This is a genomic window from Pseudomonas sp. GW821-FHT01E10, assembly GCF_059422365.1.
On the sequence record NZ_JBWKWT010000005.1, the window covers coordinates 304142 to 329842 of the forward strand.

Sequence of the window (25701 nt, forward strand, 5' to 3'; positions counted from 1 at the left end):
TGCCCCCGTTGGGCTGCGAAGCGGCCCCAAATCGGCAAATGCGGTCATTCAGGAACATTGCGATTGCATGTTTCACGACTGCTTCGCAGCCGAGCGGGGGCAAGCCCCCTCGCCACGGGTATGTGCCCACTCAAGATTCGTTGGTGGCTAGGGACAAAAAGGAAATGGATGCCATGGACAGTTACATCCGCTGGTTTCAACGCTTCATCTGGATAGGCATCGCAATGAACATGGTCTTCGCGATTCCGGCGCTGTTCGCGCCGGCGTTGCTGACCTCGATGCTCGGGATGCCTCCGCAGCTCTCCGATCCTTGGCTGGAGAACGCCGGCATGTTGCTGGTGGGGATCAGCCTTTTTTACATGCCGTCAGGCTTCAATGCCCCCAAATACGTGGTGCATTCGTGGCTGTGCGTATTGTCACGGTTGGTCGCCGTGGCGTTCTGGATTTACCTGATCAACACCAGCAACCAGGCCCAGGTGTTCGTGCCGATGCTGCTGGGCGATCTGGGCATGTTCCTGATCCTCGGGATTCTGCTGTACCTGGGCAGCGCGCCGGCCAATCGGCCGTTCGCCCTGCTTCGCGATGGCTGGCGTGAGTGGTGCGCAGCGTGGGCGCGACGCTGGCGGCGGCACAGCTTCAAGGTCGCCACGCTGGTCGTGGTGCTGGCGCTGGGGTTTATCGGTTACGAAACCTGGTACCAGATGCTGCGGGTGGTGCCGGCCGAGCAATACGCTTCTGACGAAGACCACTACAAATACGCCGCCATCGGCCTGGGCATCGAAGCACGGATTCCCTATTACCTGTTCGCCGTGTTGCCGCAGATGTGCCCGGAGAAACTGCCGAAGCCCGGGGGTTACGAAGTGTTCGGTTTCCTCTACGAGAACGGCAAGGACCTGCCGATCGGCATGGCCAAGCGGCAGATCGGCTACCCGACCGTGGAGCCCAACTGCGCCTTGTGCCACACCGGCTCCTACCGCGCCAATGCCAGCGATGTTGCTACCCCGGTGGCCTCCGCACCGGCCAATACCCTGCAACTGCAGGCCTTCCAGTGGTTCGCCTACGATTGCGCGAGCGACCCCAAATTCACCCCCGACGCGGTGATGACTGCGATCAACAGCAAGTTCCAGCTCGGGTTTTTCGAGCGCCTGTACAACCGCTACCTGATCATCCCGATGGCCACCAGCGCGCTGATCAAACAGAAGCAGGCCTATGCCTGGCAGAAGCTGCGCGCACCGCAGGGGCCGGGGCGTACCGACACTTTCAACCCGACGAAAATGGTGGTGTTCGGCTTCCCGGATGACTCGACCATCGGCACCGTCGACTTGCCGCAAGTCTGGAACCAGAAACCCCGGGAATCGCTGTACCTGCACTGGGACGGCAACAACAACGATATCCATGAGCGCAACTACGCGGCGGCCATGGCCGTGGGTGCGACGCCGGAGTCGGTGCTGCCGGACAGTTTCAACCGGGTGACCAATTGGCTGCTGGGCCACAAGGCACCGGCCTGGCCGTTCGCGCTGGATCAGGCCAAGGTCGCCCGGGGCAAGCCGGTCTGGGAAAAAAATTGTGCCGGTTGCCATGACTTCGGCCGCACCGACACCGGTCAGGTCACCACCACGATTGATGAACTGGGCACCGATTCCCATCGGCTGAACTCGTTCACCACCGGTTTAGTGACAGCCTTCCACGGCTTCAAGAAACCGCCGTTCGACTTTGGTGCTTACCGCAAGACCCAGAGCTACAGCAATACGCCCACTGACGGTATCTGGTTGCGCGCGCCGTACTTGCACAACGGCTCGGTGCCGACCCTATGGGATTTGCTGCAGCCGCCGGAACTGCGGCCGCAGGTGTTCTTCACCGGTTCCGACATTTACGACAAGGACAAGGTCGGCTTCATCACCAGTGGCGAGCAGGTGAAAGCCTCGGCGGACTTCAAATACGACACGCGCCTGGAGGGCAACCACAACGGTGGCCACCTGTACGGCACGCAGTTGTCGGAACTCGATAAGCGGGCGCTCATCGAGTTCATGAAAACCCTGTGATTCCACTACGGATGGAGGAAAGCGACATGTCATTGGTCAGACATTGGGAACATGAATACGACAAGGTGAAGGTGCGCCTGCACGGGCTGTTCACACGGATGGAAATGGCCTGGAAGAAGCTCGTCAGCGAGCTTGAACCGGAGGAGTACCAAGCCATCGTCGCGCTGCTGCAGCGGGGGCACGATCAGGCGCAATACGTGCTCAAGCACGGCGACTTGCCGGACGATCAACCGAGTGTGCCGTGGGAGTTGTCCCACGGTTTGTCGATCCTGCACATCGGCAACGCCAGCCCCTTGCCGCAATCGGTAGATGAGCTGCAGACCCAAGTGCTCAAGGATGGCAGCCTGCTCGGTTGTCGCAAATGGGAGCTGCTGGATCTGTTGTGGAGCGAAGCGTTGCTCAAGTGGATCGAGAACCTGCGGCATCACGCACCGTTCGCTACCAACCCGGCGTTGATGCGCATGGACAGTGACGTGACCCTGGCCATTGCCGGCGACTGGGGCACCGGGCCGTTCGACAGTCATGCCCCGGCAGTGGCGGTGGCCGATCAGATGCAACTGGCCCAGGCCGACTTCACCATTCATCTGGGGGATGTGTATTACGCCGGCACCCGCTCCCAGGAAGACGTCGACATGGTCGGTTGGCCGATGGGCAAGCAGGGCTCATTCACTCTCAACTCCAACCACGAGATGTACAGCGGCGCCCATGGCTACTTCAAGGAACTGGCCAAACGTTTCCCGGCGCAGCAGGGCACCAGTTATTTTGCGTTGTACAACGATGACTGGCTGGTGGTCGGGATCGACTCGGCTTATGCCTCCAGTCCAATCAACCTGTATATGGACGGCGCGCTGAACAAGCAGCAGATCGACTGGATGAAAGACCTGCCCAAACGCAAGAAGATCATGGTGCTCAGTCATCACCAGGGCTTTGACATTACCGGGCGTGACAAGACCGCGTTGTACAAACCGGTCTGCGATGCCTTGGGGCGCGAGCCGGATTACTGGTATTGGGGGCATTTGCATAACGGCATCTGCTATGCCACTCAAGGTGGCTTGCATGCACGTTGCGCCGGGCACGGGGCGATTCCCTATGGCAATGCCAGCGAGCTGAACGGGCATCCGGGGGTGCTGTGGTCGGAAACGCAAAATGCGCGGGATGAGGCGTACCCGGATCGGGTGTTGAACGGTTATGTGAAGGTGCGGCTGGTGGGGGAGAACATCGAAGAGACGTTTATTGGCGAGGATGGTTCGGTGCGGTGGTCTTCAATTTAGCGAGGAAGGATCGTTCCCACGCCTGGCGTGGGAACGATCAGATTTCGATTAACCCTGAACCGGAACACCTTTGAGGTAAGGCGCAGGCTCGGCCCCCAGGTTGTTCAGCATCCGCTCGCTGTACCAGTCCACGAAGTTCACCACGCCGAACTCATAGGTCTTGGAGTAAGGCCCTGGCTGGTACGCGGTGGAGTTGATCCCGCGCTGGTTCTCTTCGGCCAGGCGACGGTCCTGGTCGTTGGTCGCATCCCAGACCTGGCGCATGCGCTCCACGTCGTAGTCCACGCCTTCGACCGCGTCCTTGTGGACGATCCACTTGGTGGTGACCATGGTTTCCTGGGCGCTGATCGGCCACACGGTGAACACGATGATGTGGTCGCCCATGCAGTGGTTCCACGAGTGCGGCAGGTGCAGGATGCGCATCGAGCCCAGGTCCGGGTTCTTGATGCGGCCCATCAGTTTGGCGCAGCCTTGTTTGCCGTCCATGGTCATCGATACGGTGCCCTTGAGCAGCGGCATGCGCACGATACGGTTACGCAGGCCGAAACTGGCGTGGGCGTAAGGGATCTTCTCGGCTTCCCAGGCAGCGGCGGAAGCGGCTACGTGGTCCTTGAAGGCCTGGTCGGCACGCGGATCGGTGACGTCGTCCCATTCCAGCAGGGTTTTCAGCAATTCCGGGTGTGAACCGCCGCAGTGGTAGCACTCGCGGTTGTTTTCCAGCACCAGTTTCCAGTTGGCCTTTTCCATCAAGGTGGTTTGCACCGCCACCTTGGTGTTCTCCATGTCGTACGGTTCCATGTAATGGCTGAGCGTCGACAGGAAGTCATCGATGGCCGGCGGGTTTTCTGCCAGGCTGATGAAGATGTAACCGCCGGCGGTCTTCACGTTCACCGGTTTGAGGCCGTATTGCTTCATGTCGAAGTCGGCGCCCATTTCGGTGCCGGCGAACAGCAGGCGACCGTCCAGCTCGTACGTCCACTGGTGGTAGTGGCAGACCAGTTTGGCGACCTTGCCTTTTTCACTGGTGCACAGGCGTGAACCACGGTGGCGGCAGACGTTGTGGAACGCATGGACCACGCCATCGGCGCCACGAATCACGATGATCGGGTTCTTGCCGACTTGCAGGGTCAGGTAGTTGCCCTTGGTCGGGATCTCGCAGGTCATGCCGGCAATCAACCACTCTTTCTGGAAGATTTCCTGCATGTCGATATCAAACAGCCGCTCGTCAGAGTAAAACGGCTGCGGCAGCGAGAAAGTGCGCTCGCGCTCTTGCAGCATCTGCGCAGTGGCCTTGCGTGCGGGTTCCAGTGGATCGCCCAGGCTCAGGGTAGTGGTGACGTCCATCGTTTAATCCTCAAGGCCATTCTGTGTGGCCGGCGAAAGTGGCTAATCAGGTTTGCTACGCAAGGTGTAAAGGTTGTGTCTTGGTATGGGGCGAGTGTGGGGCCGGCGCTCCCCGGAACCTTATCCATGGGCGACATGGCCCAATCTGTTCCCGACGCCCAACCCCCGGTAATTGGGGGCTGGTCGCGATAAGTATGTCAATGTCGCAGATAGGTAAATGGCGGGGCTGCGCTATACGCAGAATCGCCAACATAAAGGCCGGTAGTCGGCCGTGGAGATCAGCATGTCCAACAACTTCCTGAACCCGGTAACCACCCAGACCTGGGCCAATGGTCGACACATTGTCCGTTGCGTCAAAGTCATCCAGGAAACCTGGGATGTGCGCACCTTCTGCTTTATGGCCGACCAGCCGATCATGTTCTTCTTCAAGCCGGGGCAATTCGTCACCCTGGAGCTGGAAATCGAAGGCCAGCAGATCATGCGTTCGTACACCATTTCCAGCTCGCCGTCGGTGCCGTACAGCTTCTCGGTGACGATCAAGCGCGTACCGGGCGGCAAGGTCTCGAACTGGTTGCATGACACCCTGCATGAAGGCTACGAACTGGCGGTGCACGGCCCGGTCGGGCTGTTCAACGCCATCGACTTTCCGAACCCGAAAGTGCTGTACCTCAGCGGCGGCGTGGGCATCACCCCGGTGATGTCCATGGCGCGCTGGTTCTTCGATACCAACGGCAATGTCGATATGGCCTTCATCCACAGCGCCCGCTCGCCGAAAGACATCATTTATCACCGCGAGCTGGAGCACATGGCGGCGCGGATCGAAAACTTCAGCCTGCACCTGATCTGCGAGAAACACGGTTTCGGTGAGCCGTGGGCCGGATACCGCGGTTATCTCAACCACAAGATGCTCGAACTGATGGTCCCGGACTTCCTTGAGCGGGAAGTGTTCTGCTGCGGCCCGACGCCCTACATGAATGCGGTCAAGCGTTTGCTGGAAAACGCCGGCTTCAATATGAAGCGCTACCACGAAGAGTCCTTCGGCGCCACACCGCCAGAGGCTATCGCCGATGCAGAGGAACACGCTGAACAAGCGGCCGACGCCCCTGCAATCGACGCCGCCGACCTGCACCAGGTGGAATTCACCGCCTCCGGCAAGAGCATCCGCGTGGCTCCGGGCGAAACCGTCCACGCCGCTGCCGCCAAGCTGGGCCTGATGATCCCCAAGGCCTGCGGCATGGGGATCTGCGGTACCTGCAAGGTAATGAAGCTTGCCGGCGAAGTGGCAATGGAACACAACGGCGGGATTACCGAGGAAGACGAAGCCGAAGGGTTCATCCTGTCTTGCTGCAGCGTGCCGAAGGGTGACGTGCGGATCGAGTATTGATCGGTCGGATGATCGCTGAATAACCTCTACAGGAGCAGCCTTCGGCAGCGCCTGTAGAGGGCGCGCTTCAGTCAGTCGACAAACAGGTCTGGCATCAGTTTGTCGGTGGAATCAGGCGCATACCGATACCTTTCAAAATCCGTCACCCCTTGCTCGCGCAAAATCTCCTCATCGATCAGCAACCGACCGGTAATGCTGCGACCGCTGCTGTCGAGAATGACGTGGGCGGCATCCGCCATGATCGCGGGTGTGCGGGCATGTTTGAAAGATTCTCGCGATCCGAGCTGAAACTCGATCGCGGCCGTGGCGATCATGGTCTGCGGCCATAGAGAGTTGACGCTGATACCGTAGGCGGCGAATTCCTCGCTCATGCCCAGGGTGAGCATGCTCATGCCGTACTTGGTGACGGTGTAGGGGCTGTATTGGGCGAACCATTTGGTGGCCAGGTTCAACGGCGGTGACAGGTTGAGGATGTGGCCGCTGGATTTTTTCAGATAGGGCAGGGCGGCCTGGCTGCACAGCAGCACGGCGCGGGTGTTGATCTGGTGCATCAGGTCGAAGCGCTTGAGTTCGATGTGCTGCACGCCGGTCAGCTTGATCGCTCCTGCATTGTTGACCAGCGCGTCGATGCCGCCGAAATGCTCATTGGCGTCAGCCAGGGCCTGGCGCACGATGGTTTCATCGCGCACATCCACCTCCAGGGCCAGCGCCTTGCCACCCGCGGCTTCGACTTCCGCTGCCACGCTGAAGATGGTGCCAGGCAGTTTGGGGTGAGGGGCGGCGCTTTTCGCGGCAATCACGATGTTGGCCCCGTCGCGCGCGGCCCGCAGCGCAATCTCACGCCCGATCCCGCGACTGGCGCCGGTGATGAACAGGGTTTTGCCTTGTAGTGACATGCGGACGCTCCCGATTGGCGTGATCCGAGCGGATCGAAACGGCTCGCAGTCAATGTAGACCAACTCGTGCGGGACTGTGGCAAGGGGGGGCAAGCCCCCTCGCCATAAGATCTCTTGCCAATCAAATAGCTGAGGTCGAGCGCAGAACCTGTGGCGAGGGAGCTTGCTCCCGTTGGGTTGCGAAGCAGCCCCAAAGCCTGAGCATGCGGTCTGTCAGGTGGACCGCGTTGGCTGGTTTTACGACTGCTGCGCAGCCGAGCGGGAGCAAGCTCCCTCGCCACAAAGTCGCACTTCAACCAAATAGCTGAGGTGGAACACAGAGCCTGTGGCTAGGGGGAGGGAGTCAGGCTGTCATCACGTGCCGAATATCCGCCGCCAGTTCCCGCACGCGTTCTTCTTCGGTGTCCCACGAGCACATGAACCGTGCGCCGCCGTTGCCGATGAAGGTGTAGAAGCGCCAGCCCTTGGCGGTCAGTGCGGCGATGGCCGGCTCGGAGAGTTGCAGGAACACACCGTTGGCCTGCACCGGGAACATCAGCTCGACGCCAGGAATGTCGCTCACCAGTTCGGCCAGCAACTGCGCGCAGTGGTTGGCGTGGCGGGCGTATTTGAGCCAGGCGTCGTTTTCAAGAATCCCGACCCAGGGGGCCGAGAGGAAGCGCATCTTCGACGCCAGTTGCCCGGCCTGTTTGCAGCGGTAGTCGAAGTCTTCAGCCAGTTTGTGGTTGAAGAACAGAATCGCTTCGCCCACCGCCATGCCGTTTTTCGTACCGCCAAAGCACAGCACGTCGACGCCGGCCTTCCAGGTCAGGTCGGCTGGCGAGCAACCCAGATAAGCGCAGGCGTTGGAGAAACGGGCACCGTCCATGTGCAGGTTCAAGCCCAGTTCTTTACAGGTGACGCTGATGGCGCGGATTTCTTCCGGGGTGTACACGCTGCCGACTTCAGTGGCCTGGGTCAGGGTCACGACGCGCGGTTTCGGGTAGTGGATATCCTGGCGCTTGAGGGCAATTTCGCGGATCGATTCCGGGGTCAGCTTGCCGTTTTCGGTGCGGGCGATGAGCAGCTTGGAACCGTTGGAGAAAAACTCCGGAGCGCCGCATTCGTCGGTTTCGACGTGGGCGGTTTCCGAGCAGATCACGCTGTGGTAACTCTGGCACAGCGACGACAGGGCCAACGAGTTGGCCGCGGTGCCGTTGAAGGCGAAGAACACTTCGCAGTCGGTTTCGAACAGTTTGCGGAATTGATCCGCGGCGCGTGCGGTCCACTCATCGTCGCCATAAGCGCGCTGGTGTCCGTGGTTGGCCTGTTCCATGGCAGCCCAGGCTTCAGGGCAAATACCGGAATAGTTGTCGCTGGCGAATTGTTGGCTCTTGTCGGTCATGGCCGGCTTCCGTGATCGAGGCGCTTGTGGCGCTTCGTTGGTCAATGATGATGTGCACTTTACCGAAGATCGTCCGGGGAGCACACGGGATGAGTCTGTCAGAAAAATACAAATGCCTCGGGCAATTATGCACATGACGCAGAGGGACGGTGCACTGGATCTGCTCAAGTGGCTGGCGCTGTTGAGCATGGTGCTCGATCACCTGCGATATGTCGGTTATTCCCTCGATCTGCTGTATGTGCCGGGCAGATTGGCGTTCCCGTGGTTCTGTCTGGCGATGGCGGCGAACCTGGCGCGTGTCCGTACAGTGACGACCGACGGCCAGTGGCGCTACCTCGGTTGGTTGTTGCTGTTCAGTGCCCTGAGCGAAATTCCGTATCGGATGTACATTCCTGATCACGACACCTTGAATGTATTGCCTACGCTGGTCATGGGGTTGCTGGTGGCCCGTGGCTGGCAGCACGGGCCAGTTCAGTCGCGTCTGTTGGCGGTCGTTGCCTTGGTGCTGGCGGCACTGTTCCCGCAGCGATTGATGTTCGGCTTTTTCGGCGTGCTGTTGCCACTGGCGATGTTGCTGGTGATCCAGCGGCCCTGGTATTTCGGCCTGTTGCCGGGGCTGGTGTGCCTGGCGGCCAATCAATGGCAAGTGCTGTACTCCGCTGCCTGGTTCGGCAGCGGTGCGGCGATTTTGGGTATTGTCGTTTGTCTGATTGCGCCATTCTCGGGCCTGCTGCTATTGCGACATGCCCAAGGCATCCAGCCACCGCCGATGCGCCGCTGGGCCTACGCCCTTTATCCCGGGCATTTCCTCGTACTTTTGGCCTTGCGCCAACTCATCGCCTGACGCCCGTCCCCTGTGGCGAGGGGGCTTGCCCCCGTTGGGCTGCGAAGCGGCCCTAAACCCTCAGAGCGTGGTTTATCAGGCAAACCCCGTTTGTTGATTTTGCGACTACTGCGCAGTCGAACGGGGGCAAGCCCCCTCGCCACAAGAGCCTTCCTGGCTCAGCCTTCTCGGCCCATGTCGTAAACGCACCTTTGCGTGGCGTCCATAGGCATTTGACCTGTCTGCGCCGGTCATACCATCGCTATCAAAGGGCACTGCCGAAATGCCAGTGCCTCACCGAGACGAAAGGCGCACCGCCGCCGCTGGGAGAGACGCGATGTTCAGCAAGCAAGACCAGATTCAGGGTTACGACGATGCACTGCTGGCGGCGATGAATGCCGAGGAGCAACGCCAGGAAGATCACATCGAGCTGATCGCGTCAGAGAACTACACCAGCAAGCGCGTGATGGAAGCGCAAGGCAGTGGCCTGACCAACAAATACGCCGAAGGCTATCCGGGCAAGCGCTACTACGGTGGTTGCGAGCACGTCGACAAGGTTGAAGCCCTGGCCATCGAACGCGCCAAGCAATTGTTCGGTGCCGATTACGCCAACGTGCAGCCGCACTCCGGTTCTTCGGCCAACAGCGCCGTTTACCTGGCCCTGCTGCAAGCCGGCGACACCATTCTGGGCATGAGCCTGGCCCACGGCGGTCACCTGACCCACGGTGCCAAAGTGTCGTCCTCGGGCAAGCTGTACAACGCCGTGCAGTACGGCATCGACACCAAAACCGGCCTGATCGACTACGACGAAGTCGAGCGTCTGGCCGTCGAATGCAAGCCGAAGATGATCGTCGCCGGTTTCTCGGCCTACTCCAAGACCCTCGATTTCCCGCGTTTCCGCCAGATCGCTGACAAGGTCGGTGCCCTGCTGTTCGTCGACATGGCTCACGTTGCCGGTCTGGTCGCCGCTGGCCTGTACCCGAACCCGCTGCCATACGCCGACGTGGTGACCACCACCACCCACAAGACCCTGCGCGGTCCGCGTGGTGGCCTGATCCTGGCCAAGGCCAACGAAGAAATCGAGAAGAAGCTCAACGCCGCGGTATTCCCTGGTGCCCAGGGCGGTCCGTTGATGCACGTCATCGCCGGTAAAGCAGTGTGCTTCAAGGAAGCACTGGAGCCTGGCTTCAAGGCCTACCAGCAACAAGTGATCGACAACGCCAAGGCAATGGCCGGCGTATTTATCAAACGCGGCTACGATGTAGTGTCCGGCGGTACCGATAACCACCTGTTCCTGGTCAGCCTGATCCGTCAGGGCCTCACCGGTAAAGAGGCGGACGCAGCACTCGGTCGCGCCCACATCACCGTGAACAAGAACGCTGTCCCGAACGATCCACAGTCGCCGTTCGTGACCTCCGGCCTGCGTATCGGCACCCCGGCGGTGACCACTCGCGGCTTCAAGGTTACCCAGTGTGTTGAACTGGCCGGCTGGATCTGCGACATCCTCGACAACCTCGGCGACGCCGATGTCGAGGCCAATGTCGCGCAGCATGTGGCAGCCCTGTGCGCGGACTTCCCGGTTTATCGCTGAGCGCGGTTTTGGAGTAAATGACTATGCAACGCTATTCGGGCTTCGGCCTCTTCAAACACTCCCTCAGCCACCATGAAAACTGGCAGCGCATGTGGCGTACGCCGACCCCGAAAAAGGTCTACGACGTGGTCATCGTCGGCGGTGGCGGGCATGGTCTGGCGACCGCCTACTACCTGGCCAAGGAACACGGCATCACCAACGTGGCCGTGGTCGAGAAGGGCTGGCTGGGCGGCGGTAACACCGCGCGCAACACCACCATCGTGCGCTCCAACTACCTGTGGGACGAGTCGGCACATCTGTACGAACACGCGATGAAATTGTGGGAAGGCCTGTCCCAGGACCTGAACTACAACGTGATGTTCTCCCAGCGTGGCGTCTACAACCTGTGCCACACCCTGCAGGACATTCGTGATTCCGAGCGTCGGGTCAGCGCCAACCGCCTCAACGGCGTGGACGGCGAACTGCTCGATGCCAAGCAAGTGGCAGACGAGATCCCGTACCTCGACTGCTCCAAGAACACCCGCTACCCGGTGATGGGCGCTACCGTCCAGCGTCGCGGCGGCGTGGCCCGTCACGATGCCGTGGCGTGGGGCTTTGCCCGTGCCGCCGACGCCTTGGGCGTGGACCTGATCCAGCAGACCGAAGTGATCGGTTTCCGTAAGGAAAACGGTGTGTGCATCGGTGTTGAAACCAACAAGGGCTTCATCGGCGCCAAGCGCGTCGGTGTGGTGACTGCCGGTAACTCCGGGCACATGGCCAAACTCGCCGGTTTCCGCCTGCCGATCGAATCGCACCCGCTGCAAGCGCTGGTGTCCGAGCCGATCAAGCCGATTATCGACAGCGTGATCATGTCCAACGCCGTACACGGTTACATCAGCCAGTCCGACAAGGGCGACCTGGTGATCGGCGCCGGTATCGACGGCTACAACGGCTACGGCCAGCGTGGTTCGTACCCGGTGATCGAGCACACCATCCAGGCCATCGTCGAGATGTTCCCGGTGCTGTCGCGCGTACGCATGAACCGTCAGTGGGGCGGCATCGTCGACACCACGCCGGATGCGTGCCCGATCATCTCGAAGACTCCGGTACCGAACATGTTCTTCAACTGCGGTTGGGGCACCGGTGGCTTCAAGGCTACACCTGGCTCGGGCAACGTGTTTGCCGCAAGCCTGGCCAAGGGTGAAATGCACCCATTGGCTGCACCTTTCTCCATCGACCGCTTCCACAGCGGTGCGTTGATCGACGAACACGGCGCTGCAGCAGTCGCCCACTAACAGGAGAAATCCCTATGTTGCATATCTTCTGTCCTCACTGTGGCGAACTGCGCTCCGAAGAGGAATTCCATGCATCCGGCCAGGCGCACATCCCGCGTCCACTGGATCCGAACAGCTGCACCGACGAGGAGTGGGGCGACTACATGTTCTTCCGCGATAACCCTCGCGGTCTGCACCACGAACTGTGGGATCACGTCGCCGGTTGCCGTCAGTATTTCAACGTGACCCGTGACACCGTGACCTACGAGATTCTCGAAACCTACAAGATCGGCACCAAGCCGCAGTTCACCGACAAGACCGACAGCCCGAAAGCGGCCGCCACGGCTCTGGGAGAGAAGGTATGAGCCAGATCAATCGCCTGTCCAACGGCGGACGCATCGACCGCAACAAAGTGCTGAGCTTCACCTTCAACGGCCAGGTCTACAAAGGCTTTGAAGGCGACTCGCTGGCCGCAGCCTTGCTGGCCAACGGTGTCGATATCGTCGGCCGCAGCTTCAAGTATTCGCGCCCACGCGGCATCTTCGCCGCCGGTGCCGAAGAGCCGAACGCCGTGCTGCAGATCGGTGCGACCGAAGCCACGCAGATTCCGAACGTACGCGCCACGCAACAAGCGCTGTATCAAGGCCTGGTCGCCACCAGCACCAACGGCTGGCCAAGCGTGAACAACGACATGATGGGGATTCTCGGCAAGGTCGGCGGCAAGCTGATGCCACCGGGCTTCTACTACAAAACCTTCATGTACCCGCAATCGTTCTGGATGACTTACGAGAAGTACATTCGTAAGGCAGCCGGTCTTGGCCGTTCGCCGACCGAGAACGATCCGGACACCTACGACTACATGAACCAGCACTGCGACGTGCTGATCGTCGGCGCTGGCCCTGCGGGTCTGGCGGCTGCACTGGCGGCTGCCCGCAGCGGCGCCCGTGTGATCCTGGCCGATGAGCAGGAAGAGTTCGGCGGCAGCCTGCTCGACTCCCGCGAAAGCCTCGATGGCAAACCAGCTACCGAGTGGGTTGCCAGCGTCATCGCCGAGCTGAAAAACACCCCTGACGTGCTGCTGTTGCCGCGCGCCACGGTCAACGGTTACCACGACCATAACTTCCTGACCATTCACGAGCGCCTCACCGATCACCTCGGCGACCGCGCTCCGATCGGCCAGGTGCGTCAGCGCATCCACCGGGTTCGCGCCAAGCGCGTGGTGCTGGCGACAGGCAGCCACGAGCGTCCACTGGTTTACGGCAACAACGACGTGCCGGGCAACATGCTCGCCGGCGCTGTGTCGACCTACGTGCGTCGCTACGGTGTGGCACCGGGCAAGAAACTGGTGCTGTCGACCAACAACGACCACGCCTACCGCGTTGCCCTGGACTGGCTCGACGCCAGCCTGCAAGTGGTGGCCATCGCCGACGCCCGCAGCAACCCTCGCGGTGCGCTGGTGGAAGAAGCGCGCGCCAAAGGCATTCGCATCCTGACCGGCAGCGCCGTGATCGAGGCCCGTGGCAGCAAGCACGTGACCGCCGCTCGCGTTGCAGCGATTGATGTAAAAGCACACACCGTGACCAGCCCGGGCGAATGGCTCGATTGCGACCTGGTCGCCAGCTCCGGCGGCTACAGCCCGGTGGTTCACCTGGCTTCGCACCTGGGTGGCAAGCCGATCTGGCGTGAAGACATCCTCGGTTTCGTACCGGGCGAAGCACCGCAGAAACGCGTGTGCGTCGGTGGCATCAACGGCGTCTACAGCCTCGGCGATTCGTTGGCCGATGGTTTTGAAGGCGGTGCTCGCGCTGCCAGCGAAGCTGGATTCGGCAAGGTCGAAGGCGTACTGCCCAAAGCCCTGAGCCGACTCGAAGAGCCGACGCTGGCGCTGTTCCAGGTGCCTCACGAAAAAGCCACTGCCCGTGCGCCGAAGCAATTCGTCGACCTGCAGAACGACGTCACCGCAGCCGCCATCGAACTGGCGACCCGCGAAGGCTTCGAGTCGGTCGAGCACGTCAAGCGCTACACCGCACTGGGCTTCGGCACCGATCAGGGCAAGCTCGGCAACGTCAACGGCCTGGCCATCGCTGCCCGTTCGCTGAACGTGACCATCCCGCAGATGGGCACCACCATGTTCCGCCCGAACTACACGCCGGTGACTTTCGGCGCCGTGGCCGGTCGTCACTGTGGGCACATCTTCGAGCCGGTTCGCTTCACCGCGCTGCATCACTGGCACGTTAAGAATGGCGCCGAGTTCGAAGACGTCGGTCAGTGGAAACGTCCTTGGTACTTCCCGAAAAACGGTGAAGACCTGCATGCCGCCGTCAAACGCGAATGCAAAGCCGTGCGCGACAGCGTCGGCCTGCTGGACGCTTCGACCCTGGGCAAGATCGACATCCAGGGCCCGGACTCCCGCGAGTTCCTCAACCGTATCTACACCAACGCCTGGACCAAGCTCGACGTGGGCAAGGCGCGCTACGGCCTGATGTGTAAAGAAGACGGCATGGTGTTCGACGACGGCGTGACTGCATGCCTGGCCGACAACCATTTCGTGATGACCACCACCACCGGCGGCGCTGCGCGCGTGCTGCAATGGCTGGAAATCTACCACCAGACCGAATGGCCAGACCTGAAGGTGTACTTCACTTCCGTGACGGATCACTGGGCAACCATGACCCTGTCCGGGCCGAACAGCCGCAAGCTGCTCAGCGAAGTCACCGACGCCGACCTGAGCAACGAAGCCTTCCCGTTCATGACCTGGAAAGAAGCCCTGGTCGGTGGCGTGCCGGCGCGGATTTTCCGGATTTCGTTTACCGGTGAGCTGTCGTACGAAGTCAACGTGCAGGCCGACTATGCGATGGGCGTGCTGGAAAAAATTGTTGATGCTGGCAAGAAGTACAACCTGACGCCATATGGCACTGAAACCATGCACGTACTGCGGGCCGAGAAGGGCTTCATCATCGTCGGTCAGGATACTGACAGCTCGATGACCCCGGACGACCTGAACATGGGCTGGTGTGTCGGTCGCACCAAACCGTTCTCGTGGATCGGCTGGCGTGGCATGAACCGCGAAGACTGTGTGCGTGATCAGCGCAAACAGCTGGTTGGCCTGAAGCCGATCGATCCGACCAAATGGCTGCCGGAAGGTGCGCAACTGGTGTTCAACACCAAGCAAGCGATTCCGATGACCATGGTGGGTCACGTGACTTCCAGTTACTTGCACAACTCCCTGGGCTATTCGTTTGCCATGGGCGTGGTCAAGGGCGGCTTGAAGCGCATGGGTGAGCGGGTGTTCGCACCGCTGGCCGACGGCAGCGTGATCGAGGCGGAAATCGTTTCTTCGGTGTTCTTCGATCCGAAAGGCGATCGCCAGAACGTGTAATCGATCACCCCCCGCGCCAGGCGCGGGGGGCGACAAAGAATTCAAGTTCAAGACAGGTGCTTTATGACCGCAGCCAATGTTTACCAACAACGCCCAACCACCGGGGCCAAGGCCGAGTCGTCGCTGCATCATGCCGACCTCGCCAGCCTGGTGGGCAAGGGTCGCAAGAACGCCGGCGTGATCGTGCGTGAGAAAAAACTCCTCGGTCACCTGACTATCCGTGGCGATGGCCACGACGCCGCGTTCGCCGCTGGTGTGCACAAGGCCCTTGGCATCGAGTTGCCAGGTGCGCTGACCGTGATCATCAAAGGCGAAACCAGCCTGCAATGGATGGGGCCGGATGAATGGCTGCTGGTCGTGCCGACCGGTGAAGAATTCGCCGCCGAGAAAAAACTCCGTGAAGCGCTGGGCGACCTGCACATCCAGATCGTCAACGTCAGCGGTGGCCAGCAGATCCTCGAACTCAGCGGCCCGAACGTGCGTCAGGTGCTGATGAAGTCCACCAGCTACGACGTGCACCCCAACAACTTCCCGGTGGGCAAGGCTGTGGGCACGGTGTTCGCCAAGTCGCAACTGATGATCCGCCATACCGCCGAAGACACCTGGGAACTGCTGATTCGCCGCAGCTTCTCGGATTACTGGTGGTTGTGGTTGCAGGATGCGTCGGCTGAGTACGGGCTTAGCGTCCAGGCGTAATTGTGGCGAGGGAGCTTGCTCCCGCTCGGCTGCGCAGCAGTCGTAAAACCTGAATCCGCGTTCCTTCTGCAGGAATGCGGTTGCTGACATAGGGGTCGCTTCGCAACCCAGCGGGAGCAAGCTCCCTCGCCACAGAGTTCTCTCTGATCACAGATGTAGCAGCAGGAGTCACCGCACTATGAGCCGCGCCCCAGACACATGGATTCTGACCGCCGACTGCCCAAGCGTCCTCGGCACCGTGGATGCGGTGACCCGCTTTCTGTTCGAGCAGGGCTGCTACGTCACCGAGCACCACTCCTTTGATGACCGGCTCTCAGGCCGTTTCTTCATCCGAGTGGAGTTTCGGCAACCCGACGCTTTCGACGAACAAGCCTTCCGCGCAGGCCTGGCGGAGCGTGGTGCCGCCTTCGGGATGGTCTTCGAGCTGACCCCGCCGAACTACCGGCCGAAAGTGGTGATCATGGTCTCCAAGGCCGATCACTGCCTCAACGACTTGCTCTACCGCCAGCGCATCGGCCAGTTGTCGATGGACGTGGTCGCGGTGGTCTCCAACCACCCGGACCTCAAGCCGTTGGCCGACTGGCACCAGATTCCGTACTACCACTTTCCGCTGGACCCCAACGACAAACCATCGCAAGAGCGCCAGGTCTGGCAGGTGATCGAAGAGGCCGGCGCCGAGCTGGTGATCCTTGCCCGCTACATGCAGGTTCTGTCGCCAGAGCTGTGCCGCAAACTCGACGGCAAGGCGATCAACATTCACCACTCCCTGCTGCCGGGCTTCAAGGGCGCCAAGCCGTATCACCAGGCCTACAACAAAGGCGTGAAACTGGTCGGCGCCACGGCGCATTACATCAACAACGATCTGGATGAAGGTCCGATCATCGCCCAGGGCGTGGAAGCCGTGGATCACAGCCACTATCCCGAAGACTTGATCGCCAAGGGGCGGGATATCGAAGGGCTGACGTTGGCGCGGGCGGTGGGTTATCACATTGAAAGACGCGTGTTCCTTAACGCTAACAGGACAGTTGTTCTCTAGCGTTTTTACTGCCTGAAAAGATCGCCTGCCTCTGTAGACGCTGCCGAAGGTTCGGGCCGCGTTCGGACGATCTTTTGATTTATCGAGCAATCAACGCGCCGCCGTTTCCTGGCGACGCGACCGCTACATAAAAACAACAGCGAGGTGAAAGCATGTCTGGTAATCGTGGTGTGGTGTATCTCGGCGCAGGCAAGGTCGAAGTACAGAAAATCGACTATCCCAAAATGCAGGACCCGCGCGGCAGGAAGATCGAGCACGGTGTCATCCTGCGCGTAGTTTCCACCAACATCTGTGGTTCCGATCAGCACATGGTGCGCGGGCGTACCACCGCTCAGACCGGTCTGGTGCTGGGCCACGAGATCACGGGTGAAGTGATCGAGAAGGGCAGCGGTGTCGAGAACCTGCAGATCGGCGACTTGGTGTCGGTACCTTTCAACGTTGCCTGTGGCCGTTGCCGTTCGTGCAAAGAGCAACATACTGGCGTCTGCCTGAGCGTTAACCCGGCGCGTCCGGGCGGTGCCTATGGTTATGTCGACATGGGTGACTGGACCGGTGGCCAGGCCGAATACGCGTTTGTACCGTATGCCGACTTCAACCTGCTGAAACTTCCAGATCGCGACCGGGCCATGGAAAAAATCCGTGACCTGACCTGTCTCTCCGACATCCTGCCCACCGGTTACCACGGCGCAGTGACTGCCGGCGTCGGCCCTGGCAGCACCGTGTACATTGCCGGCGCCGGCCCGGTTGGCCTGGCAGCTGCCGCTTCCGCTCGCCTGTTGGGTGCTGCTGTGGTGATCATCGGTGACGTCAACCCGATCCGCCTGGCCCATGCCAAGGCTCAGGGTTTCGAAATCGCCGACCTGTCGACAGACACCCCACTGCACGAACAAATCGCTGCACTGTTGGGCGAACCAGAAGTGGACTGCGCCGTCGATGCCGTAGGCTTCGAAGCTCGCGGTCACGGCCATGCCGGCGTGAAGCACGAGGCTCCCGCCACCGTACTCAACTCGCTGATGGGCGTGGTTCGCGTCGCTGGCAAAATCGGTATTCCTGGCCTGTACGTCACCGAAGATCCGGGTGCAGTGGACGCTGCCGCGAAAATGGGCAGCCTGAGCATTCGCTTCGGCCTGGGCTGGGCCAAATCCCACAGCTTCCACACCGGCCAGACGCCAGTGATGAAGTACAACCGCCAGCTGATGCAGGCGATCATGTGGGACCGCATCAAGATTGCCGAAATCGTCGGCGTGGAAGTCATCAGCCTGGATGACGCGCCACGGGGTTACGGCGAGTTCGACGCGGGCGTGCCGAAGAAGTTTGTGATCGATCCGCACAAGTTGTTTAGTGCGGCGTAAGGCCTGGAGCAAGACGGAAAAAAGGGCGACAGTGATGTCGCCCTTTTTTATGGCGAGTGGCACGTAATTGCTCAGAGAAAATGAGCGATCACCAATGGAACTCGAACGATAATCTGATTTGCTCCATGCCGTAGACGTCGCTTTCCAGTTGACCTCATTGTCCAGAACTCAGATGCAGCCGGTTCGGTCATACCGTTCATCGGTTGCGTCCCAGGAGGCACGTTTTATAGACGCCACCTGGGGATAAATGCCCACGCAAACGAGGAACATGCTGGCGTACATCCGGTCCAATCAGCAGTTTTGCCGCCCCGCCGTTACCGGGCGGCTTTCATGGCACAAGAGGATGTCTGGATGAACGTTTCACGCTGTTTTGCACTGGCATCGCTCATGGCTGTCGCTTCGTTGACGACGCTGGCCGCCAGCCCGGCCTTTGCACAGTTAAGCCTCAGCGATGCGGTCAAGGCGGTGTCATCGATGCAGGACGACGAGGATGTCGAGGGTGTCGAGGCCGATGATGTCGATGGCATCGTGGCGGCGGCGCCCAAGGCCGCCGGTTTGCTCAATACCCTGGGTTCGCAGCTCGACATTACCCCGGAGCAGGCCATCGGCGGCGCCGGTGCGATGCTGGGCCTGGCGAGGAATCAGCTCAGCGGCCAGGACTTCTCCGAACTGAGCAAAACCGTGCCGGGCCTCGCTCAGATCGCCGGCAACAGCGCGATCAGTAGCCTGACTGGCTTGGGTGGGTTGCTCGGCACGGGCTCGGACAAGAATGCGTTGCTCGATGGCTTGCTGGGTAACGTCAAAGACACCAAGGACCTGAACAACGCCTTCAGCGCCCTGGGCATGGACACCGGGATGGTTGGCGTGTTTGCCCCGGTGATCCTGCAATACCTCGGTCAGCAAGGCGTTGCCGGTTCGCTGTTGCAAAACCTCGGCGGGATCTGGGGCACCGGCGCCGGTAGCTGAGTCAGCCCTCGGCGCGTAGTGCCTGGATGCGCCGGTCCTTCACGATCCAGAGCTGGTTGACCCAGTTCTGGATTGTTTCGCGAAACTCCGGATCGTTTTCGTAATCGCCTTGCCACAGTGCCGGGTCCAGTTCGCGGGTGTGGATGTCGATGATCACTTTGGGCACGTTGCCACTAAGCAAATCCCAGAACCCCGGAATCTTCTGCTGCGGATACACCACCGTCACATCGAGAATGGCGTCCAACTGTTCGCCCATCGCCGCCAGCACGAACGCCACGCCGCCCGCCTTGGGCTTGAGCAGGTGGGTGAACGGTGACTGTTGTTGGGCGCTTTTCGCCGCGGTGTAGCGGGTGCCTTCCAGGTAGTTGACCACGGTCACCGGCTGGCGCTTGTACAACTCGCAAGCTTGTTTAGTGATCTCCAGGTCCTTGCCGGCCAGCTCCGGGTGCTTCTCCAGGAACGCCTTGCTGTAGCGCTTCATGAACGGATAGTCCAACGCCCACCAGGCGAGGCCCAGGAATGGCACCCAGATCAGTTCTTTCTTGAGGAAGAACTTGAAGAACGGCGTGCGCCGGTTCAGTGCCTGGATCAGCGCCGGGATATCGACCCAGGACTGATGGTTACCGATCACCAGATACGAGGTGTCGCCGCGCAGCTCATCGCCGCCGCGAATGTCCCATTGGGTGGGAATGCACAGGCGGAAGATCAGCTTGTCGATCTCGGCCCAGGTTTCGGCAATCCACATCACCGCCCACGAGGCGTAATCGCGAAAGCGCCCGGGCAGGAGCAGTTTGAGCAGCGCGAACACCATCAAAGGCCCGAACAGGACCAGCGTGTTGAGCAATAGCAGCAGGGTAACGAAACAGCCGGTGAGCAGGCGGCGCATAGATAACTCTTGAAAGCGTGTGGGCGCGCCATGATAAGCAGCTTCGGTTGGCAGGCCAAATCGGTGGTGACGAATGTTTCACCTTGGTAGCGGTATGCTCTCAGCGTATCGCTGTTGCCTTTGTGGCGAGGGAGCTTGCTCCCGCTGGGTTGCGCAGCGGCCCTAAAACCAGGCGCCGCGATTTTCAGGTATACCGCAGGCAACGGTTTTACGAGCGCTGCGCCCCCCAACGGAAGCAAGCTACCTCGCCACAAAAGTGGGAAGTGGTCCAACTATCGTTGTTTTTTGCGGTCTAGAATTCGGCCATGCGTCCACATCCCTCAAGGAAGCCCCTTACGTGAAATCTCTCCTTGCACTGCTTGCCCTCGTGACCCTGCCGGTCCTGGCCGCCGAGCCGACCCTGTACGGGCGTTACGAATACATCGCGCTGCCGGAAATCGGCGGTGAAGTCCTCAAGGCCAAAATGGACACCGGCGCCCTGACCGCGTCGCTGTCGGCCAAAGACATCGAAACCTTCACCCGCGACGGCGACGAGTGGGTACGTTTCCGTCTCGCCACCAAAGGCGCGAGCAACAAGGTCTACGAACACAAGGTCGCGCGGATCAGCAAGATCAAGAACCGTGCCGATGAAGAAGATGAAGACAAGGCCGTGAGCGAAGTGACCAAGCGTCCGGTGGTCGATCTGGAACTGTGCCTGGGCAACGTCAAGCGTACCGTCGAGGTCAACCTCACCGACCGCAGCAGCTTCAACTATCCACTGCTGATCGGCGCCAAAGCCCTGCGCGAATTCGGCGCAGCAGTGAACCCGGCGCGTCGCTTTACAGCCGACAAACCCGACTGCTGATTGACGGCGAATCAGCCTTGGGGCACCGTTCGCCCACTTAACCAGTGGGCTCGGACGCCATGCCTCATATCCTGATTGTCGAAGACGAAGCGGCGATTGCCGACACCCTGATTTTCGCCTTGCAGGGCGAGGGCTTTACCACCACCTGGTTGAGCCTTGGCGCGGCGGCGCTCGAACATCAGCGCGCCACGCCGGCCGACCTGATCATTCTCGATATCGGCCTGCCGGATATCAGCGGCTTCGAGACCTGCAAGCAATTGCGGCGTTTCAGTGACGTGCCGGTGATGTTCCTCAGTGCCCGTGACGCCGAGATCGACCGCGTGGTGGGCCTGGAAATCGGCGCCGACGACTACGTGGTCAAGCCGTTCAGCCCTCGGGAAGTGGCGGCGCGGGTCCGGGCGATTCTCAAGCGCATGGCGCCACGACCGGTGGCGGAGGTGTCGGAGGTGGCTTCAGCGCTGTTTCGCATCGACGGCGATCGGGTGCAGATCAGCTATCGCAACCAGCCGCTGAGCCTGACTCGCCATGAGTTTCGTTTGCTGCAATGCCTGTTGGAACAACCTGAGCGAGTCTTCAGCCGCGAGCAATTGCTCGATGCGCTGGGCGTGGCCGCCGATGCCGGTTACGAGCGCAGCATCGACAGCCACATCAAGAGCGTGCGCGCCAAGTTGCGCCTGGTGAAGGCCGACGCCGAGCCGATCCAGACTCATCGTGGCCTCGGCTACAGCTACAGCCCGGGGCACAGCTGATGTCACTGGGGATCCGGATTTTTCTGGTTTACGTGCTGTTCATCGGCCTGACCGGTTACTTCGTGCTCAACACCGTGATGGAAGAAATCCGCCCCGGTGTGCGCCAGTCCACCGAAGAAACCCTGGTGGACACCGCCAACCTGATGGCCGAGATCCTGCGCGACGACTTCAAGGCCGGCACCCTCAGCCAGAACCGCTGGCCCGAGTTGCTCAAGGCTTATGGCGAGCGACAACCGCAGGCGAAAATCTGGGGCCTGTCGAAGAATCAGGTCAATCACCGCATTTACGTCACCGATGCCAAAGGCATCGTGGTGCTGGATTCCAGCGGGATTGCGGTGGGCCAGGACTACTCGCGCTGGAATGACGTCTACCTGACCCTGCGTGGCGAGTACGGTGCGCGTTCGACGCGCAGCAACCCCGATGACTCGAACTCGTCGGTGATGCACGTCGGGGCACCGATTCGCGACAACGGCCAGATCATCGGCGTGGTGACGGTGGCCAAACCCAACAGCTCACTGCAGCCTTACGTCGATCGCACCGAGCGCCGATTGTTGGCATATGGCGCCGGGTTGATCGGCCTCGGTTTGTTGTTCGGTGCGCTGTTGTCCTGGTGGCTGAGCGCGGCGCTGCGGCGGTTGACGGCCTATGCCCAGGCCGTCAGTGAAGGCCGCCGGGTCGAGGTGCCGCATTACCGCGGGGGCGAACTGGAACAACTGGCCACGGCGCTGGAGCACATGCGTACCCAACTCGAGGGCAAAGCCTACGTCGAGCGTTATGTGCACACCCTGACCCATGAATTGAAAAGCCCGCTGGCGGCGATTCGTGGCGCAGCGGAGCTGCTGCAAGGCGAAATGCCGCCAGCCCAGCAGCAGCGCTTCGTCAGTAACATCGACAGCGAAAGTGCGCGCATGCAGCAGTTGATCGAGCGACTGTTGAACCTGGCGCAGGTTGAGCAACGCCAAGGGTTGGAGGAGCGGGTGGTGGTGCCGTTGGCGGGCTTGGTGGAAGAACTGTTGAACGCGCAGGCTGCACGAATCGAAGGCAAGCAATTGCGTGTGGAACGGCAAATTGCGGCGGATCTGAATCTGCTTGGCGAGCCGTTCCTATTGCGCCAGGCGCTGGGCAATCTACTGGAGAATGCCTTGGACTTCACCCCAGCGAACGGCGTGCTGCGATTGTGTGCCGAACGAGTCGGTGAGCAGATCGAGTTCAAGCTGTTCAACCAGGCCGAAGCGATTCCCGACTATGCGTTGCCACGCTTGAGCGAGCGCTTCTACTCACTGCCGCGTCCGGACAGTGGACGCAAGAGCACCGGTTTGGGGCTCAACTTCGTTGAGGAAGTGGTCAAGTTGCATGGTGGTGTGATGAGTATCGGCAACGTCGACGGCGGTGTTCAAGTGCGTTTGCGGTTGCCTTCAAGCCGCTGAAGATCGCAGCCTTCGGCAGCTGCTGCGCCGAGCGCAAATTCCACACACTCTCCACATTCCTCCCACAAAACCCCCACATACCCAATCCAGACTTTCCCCATCCAAACAGGGAGAGTCCCATGAACCGAAGCCTGACCCTAAAACTCGGGGCAATTGCCCTGCTGATTCTGTTGCTGCTGATCCCGCTACTGATGATCAACGGCGTGATCCAGGAGCGCCAGCAACTGCGTGACGGTGTACTCGAAGACATCGCCCGCAGTTCCAGTTACAGCCAGCAATTGAGCGGCCCGCTGATGGTGGTGCCCTATCGCAAAACAGTGCGCACCTGGAAAACCAACGAAAAAACCAACCAGCGTTATCAGGATGTCGGCGAGGAGCGTGGACGTTTGTATTTCTTGCCGGAGCGTTTCGAACTCGACGGCCAGGTCCAGACAGAGCTGCGCTCCCGGGGCATCTACGAGGCGCGACTGTTCCATGCCGATAACCGCATCAGCGGGCATTTTTCGGTTCCGGCACAACTGGGCATCAAGGAAGACTTCGCCGATTACCGCTTCGATCAGCCGTTCCTGGCTGTTGGCATCAGCGACATCCGCGGCATCGAAAATGCGCTGAAACTCGAACTCAATGGCCAGAAGCTGGATTTTGTACCGGGTAGCCAGGTGGGCTGGCTGGGCGAGGGTGTGCATGTGACGTTGCCGGCGCTGGACACCCAACAGGCCACGGAGCTGGCCTTCGGTTTCGACTTGCGTCTGCAAGGCACCGGCCAGTTACAGGTTCTGCCGGTGGGCAAGACCAGCAAGGTTTCACTGGCGGCCAATTGGCCTCACCCCAGCTTCATCGGCAATTACCTGCCGGCCCAGCGGGAAATCACCGATCAGGGCTTTACCGCCAACTGGCAGACCTCGTTTTTCTCCACCAACCTGCAAGAAGCGTTGAACAGTTGCGTGTCGGGCGGTCATTGCGAGGCGTTCAGCGGTCGTAGTTTCGGCGTGAGTTTCATCGACCCGGTGGACCAGTACCTGAAAAGCGACCGGGCAATCAAATATGCATTGCTGTTTATCGTCCTGACCTTCGCCGGTTTCTTCCTGTTCGAAGTGTTGAAAAGCCTGGCGGTGCACCCGGTGCAGTATGCCTTGGTGGGTGTAGCGCTGGCGTTCTTCTACCTGTTGCTGTTGTCGCTGTCCGAACACATCGGCTTTGCCCTGGCGTATCTGCTGTCGGCGAGTAGCTGTGTGGCGTTGATCGGTTTTTATGTCTGCCATGTGCTGCGCAGCGTGCGTCACGGTTTGAGCTTTTCGGCGGGGTTGGCGGCGTTATACGGGCTGCTTTACGGCTTGTTGAGCGCCGAGGATTACGCGCTGTTGATGGGCTCGCTGCTGTTGTTCGGGCTACTGGGTGTGTTCATGGTGCTGACCCGCAAGCTGGACTGGTACGGGATCGGGCAGAAAACCGCGAAGCCCTTGGACTTTGATATAGGTGCCGTGGAATGAGCCGGTGGTTGGGGTTGCGCGAGGATCAGCGAGTGGGTGAGGTGTTGGCGACGCGGATTTGCCAGTTATTTCCGTCAGATCCGGTGTGGTGCCATCGCGAGCAGGCTCGCTCCCACATTGGAACTCAGTTGCGCACCGATGGTGTGAACAACACAAATCCCCTGTGGGAGCGAGCCGGCTTGCGATGAGGCCGGTACAGCCAGCGAAGATTTAAGCCTTGGGCATCGTCGCGATCATCGAAGGCCGCTGACTCACTTCGAAATACCACTCGGCCAACTTTGGATTTTCCTTGCGCCATTCCAGATCCGGATGGCGCAAATCCAGATAACCCAAGGCACAGGCCACGCTGATCGCTGCCACATCGAAATGGCTGGTCAGCTCGGCAATCGCATCGGCCTCCAACAGCGCCAGGGCGCGACGAATCTTGTCGCGTTGACCGTCGAGCCATGCGTCCCAATGTTTCTCCGGTGAGCGCAGTGCCACTTCATAGCGAATCATCACGGCGGCATCCATGATCCCGTCTGCCAGAGAAGCCAGGGTCAAGCGCCGCCAGCGCGCCGAGCCTTCACGAGGAATCAGCGGATTGCCGACGTGCTGGTGATCGAGGTAATCGAGGATCACCCGGCTGTCGTACAACACATTGCCGTCGGCCAGGCGCAGCGCCGGAATCTTGCCCAGCGGGTTGTCTTTGTTGAGAGCCTGATCCGGGCTGACCGGCGTGAGCTGGCAGGCTTGCAGCGCCACGCGGTTCGTTTGGCCGGTCTCGTGCAGCAGCACCATGACTTTGCGAACAAAGGGCGAGGCGGGGTTGTGGAACAAGGTCATGCTGGGGGCGGACATGGCGGCATCTCGATCATGGGCAGTGTCGGGAGCATAGCGCTTTGGTGT

General features: G+C 60.6%; 21 protein-coding genes. 16 read left to right on the forward strand and 5 right to left on the reverse strand.

The window, feature by feature from the left end; translation table 11 throughout:
* The first annotated feature begins 173 nt into the window (after positions 1–173).
* A complete protein-coding gene (locus AC07V0_RS12760) occupies positions 174–2042 on the forward strand; it encodes a c-type cytochrome (protein WP_495019601.1) in 1869 nt (622 codons plus the stop codon).
* Positions 2043–2068: 26 nt separating this feature from the next.
* Complete coding sequence (locus AC07V0_RS12765; RefSeq protein WP_086944438.1) at positions 2069–3313, forward strand: metallophosphoesterase family protein; 1245 nt, start codon at positions 2069–2071, stop codon at positions 3311–3313.
* A 48-nt stretch (positions 3314–3361) separates the two neighbouring features.
* Here the strand turns inward: AC07V0_RS12765 and gbca are convergent, their stop codons facing one another.
* Positions 3362–4657 carry a glycine betaine monooxygenase oxygenase subunit gene (gene gbca / locus AC07V0_RS12770; RefSeq protein WP_018928791.1) on the reverse strand — a complete coding sequence of 432 codons (1296 nt, stop codon included), beginning with the start codon at positions 4655–4657 and terminating at the stop codon, positions 3362–3364.
* 283 nt (positions 4658–4940) lie between these two features.
* On the opposite strand from gbca, the gene gbcB reads away from it, so the two are divergent.
* Entirely contained in the window at positions 4941–6041 is a 1101-nt protein-coding gene (gbcB, locus tag AC07V0_RS12775; protein WP_018928792.1) for a glycine betaine monooxygenase reductase subunit, read from the forward strand.
* A 71-nt stretch (positions 6042–6112) separates the two neighbouring features.
* On the opposite strand, the gene AC07V0_RS12780 is transcribed toward gbcB, so the two are convergent.
* Positions 6113–6937 (reverse strand): SDR family oxidoreductase, encoded by an 825-nt coding sequence (locus AC07V0_RS12780; RefSeq protein WP_086944439.1) that lies wholly within the window; start codon positions 6935–6937, stop codon positions 6113–6115.
* Positions 6938–7280: 343 nt separating this feature from the next.
* Positions 7281–8321 carry a threonine aldolase family protein gene (locus tag AC07V0_RS12785; RefSeq protein WP_018928794.1) on the reverse strand — a complete coding sequence of 347 codons (1041 nt, stop codon included), beginning with the start codon at positions 8319–8321 and terminating at the stop codon, positions 7281–7283.
* A gap of 127 nt (positions 8322–8448) precedes the next feature.
* Between AC07V0_RS12785 and AC07V0_RS12790 the strand changes: the two genes are divergently transcribed.
* The 9 genes from AC07V0_RS12790 (at position 8449) to AC07V0_RS12830 (ending at position 19417) form a co-directional block, all read left to right on the forward strand.
* Complete coding sequence (locus tag AC07V0_RS12790) at positions 8449–9165, forward strand: TraX family protein (RefSeq protein WP_064620833.1); 717 nt, start codon at positions 8449–8451, stop codon at positions 9163–9165.
* A gap of 316 nt (positions 9166–9481) precedes the next feature.
* Positions 9482–10735, forward strand: coding sequence for a serine hydroxymethyltransferase (gene glyA, locus AC07V0_RS12795; RefSeq protein ID WP_018928796.1), 1254 nt, complete (start codon positions 9482–9484; stop codon positions 10733–10735).
* Between the two features lie 23 nt (positions 10736–10758).
* A complete protein-coding gene (locus AC07V0_RS12800) occupies positions 10759–12009 on the forward strand; it encodes a sarcosine oxidase subunit beta (RefSeq protein WP_007936415.1) in 1251 nt (416 codons plus the stop codon).
* Positions 12010–12023: 14 nt separating this feature from the next.
* Positions 12024–12353, forward strand: coding sequence for a sarcosine oxidase subunit delta (locus AC07V0_RS12805; RefSeq protein ID WP_007907563.1), 330 nt, complete (start codon positions 12024–12026; stop codon positions 12351–12353).
* Complete coding sequence (locus AC07V0_RS12810) at positions 12350–15367, forward strand: sarcosine oxidase subunit alpha (RefSeq protein WP_019650294.1); 3018 nt, start codon at positions 12350–12352, stop codon at positions 15365–15367. Before AC07V0_RS12805 ends, AC07V0_RS12810 begins: the two co-directional genes overlap by 4 nt.
* Positions 15368–15430: 63 nt before the next feature.
* Positions 15431–16063: a sarcosine oxidase subunit gamma gene (locus AC07V0_RS12815; RefSeq protein ID WP_018928798.1), complete on the forward strand. Its 633-nt coding sequence runs from the start codon at positions 15431–15433 to the stop codon at positions 16061–16063.
* A 178-nt stretch (positions 16064–16241) separates the two neighbouring features.
* Positions 16242–17099, forward strand: a complete 858-nt coding sequence (gene purU, locus AC07V0_RS12820) for a formyltetrahydrofolate deformylase (protein ID WP_018928799.1) — start codon at positions 16242–16244, stop codon at positions 17097–17099.
* A gap of 152 nt (positions 17100–17251) precedes the next feature.
* The gene (gene fdhA / locus AC07V0_RS12825) at positions 17252–18451 is read left to right on the forward strand and encodes a formaldehyde dehydrogenase, glutathione-independent (protein WP_018928800.1); all 1200 of its coding nucleotides are present in this window, start codon (positions 17252–17254) and stop codon (positions 18449–18451) included.
* A gap of 351 nt (positions 18452–18802) precedes the next feature.
* Entirely contained in the window at positions 18803–19417 is a 615-nt protein-coding gene (locus AC07V0_RS12830; RefSeq protein WP_018928801.1) for a DUF2780 domain-containing protein, read from the forward strand.
* Between the two features lies 1 nt (position 19418).
* Here AC07V0_RS12830 and yihG read toward each other — a convergent pair whose 3' ends face one another.
* Positions 19419–20303, reverse strand: coding sequence for a 1-acylglycerol-3-phosphate O-acyltransferase, YihG family (gene yihG / locus AC07V0_RS12835; protein ID WP_018928802.1), 885 nt, complete (start codon positions 20301–20303; stop codon positions 19419–19421).
* 337 nt (positions 20304–20640) lie between these two features.
* On the opposite strand from yihG, the gene rloA2 reads away from it, so the two are divergent.
* The 4 genes from rloA2 to creD all read left to right on the forward strand — a co-directional run bounded on the left by rloA2 (position 20641) and on the right by creD (position 24813).
* On the forward strand, positions 20641–21147 hold the full coding sequence (gene rloA2, locus AC07V0_RS12840) for a retropepsin-like aspartic peptidase RloA2 (RefSeq protein ID WP_018928803.1): 507 nt from the start codon (positions 20641–20643) through the stop codon (positions 21145–21147).
* 59 nt (positions 21148–21206) lie between these two features.
* Positions 21207–21896, forward strand: a complete 690-nt coding sequence (creB, locus tag AC07V0_RS12845) for a two-component system response regulator CreB (protein ID WP_086944440.1) — start codon at positions 21207–21209, stop codon at positions 21894–21896.
* Positions 21896–23323 carry a two-component system sensor histidine kinase CreC gene (gene creC / locus AC07V0_RS12850; RefSeq protein WP_086944441.1) on the forward strand — a complete coding sequence of 476 codons (1428 nt, stop codon included), beginning with the start codon at positions 21896–21898 and terminating at the stop codon, positions 23321–23323. The genes creB and creC overlap by 1 nt, the downstream gene beginning before the upstream one ends.
* A 119-nt stretch (positions 23324–23442) precedes the next feature.
* Positions 23443–24813 (forward strand): cell envelope integrity protein CreD, encoded by a 1371-nt coding sequence (gene creD / locus AC07V0_RS12855; RefSeq protein ID WP_064620818.1) that lies wholly within the window; start codon positions 23443–23445, stop codon positions 24811–24813.
* Positions 24814–25023: 210 nt separating this feature from the next.
* Here the strand turns inward: creD and AC07V0_RS12860 are convergent, their stop codons facing one another.
* A complete protein-coding gene (locus AC07V0_RS12860) occupies positions 25024–25653 on the reverse strand; it encodes a glutathione S-transferase (protein ID WP_018928807.1) in 630 nt (209 codons plus the stop codon).
* Positions 25654–25701 lie beyond the last annotated feature (48 nt).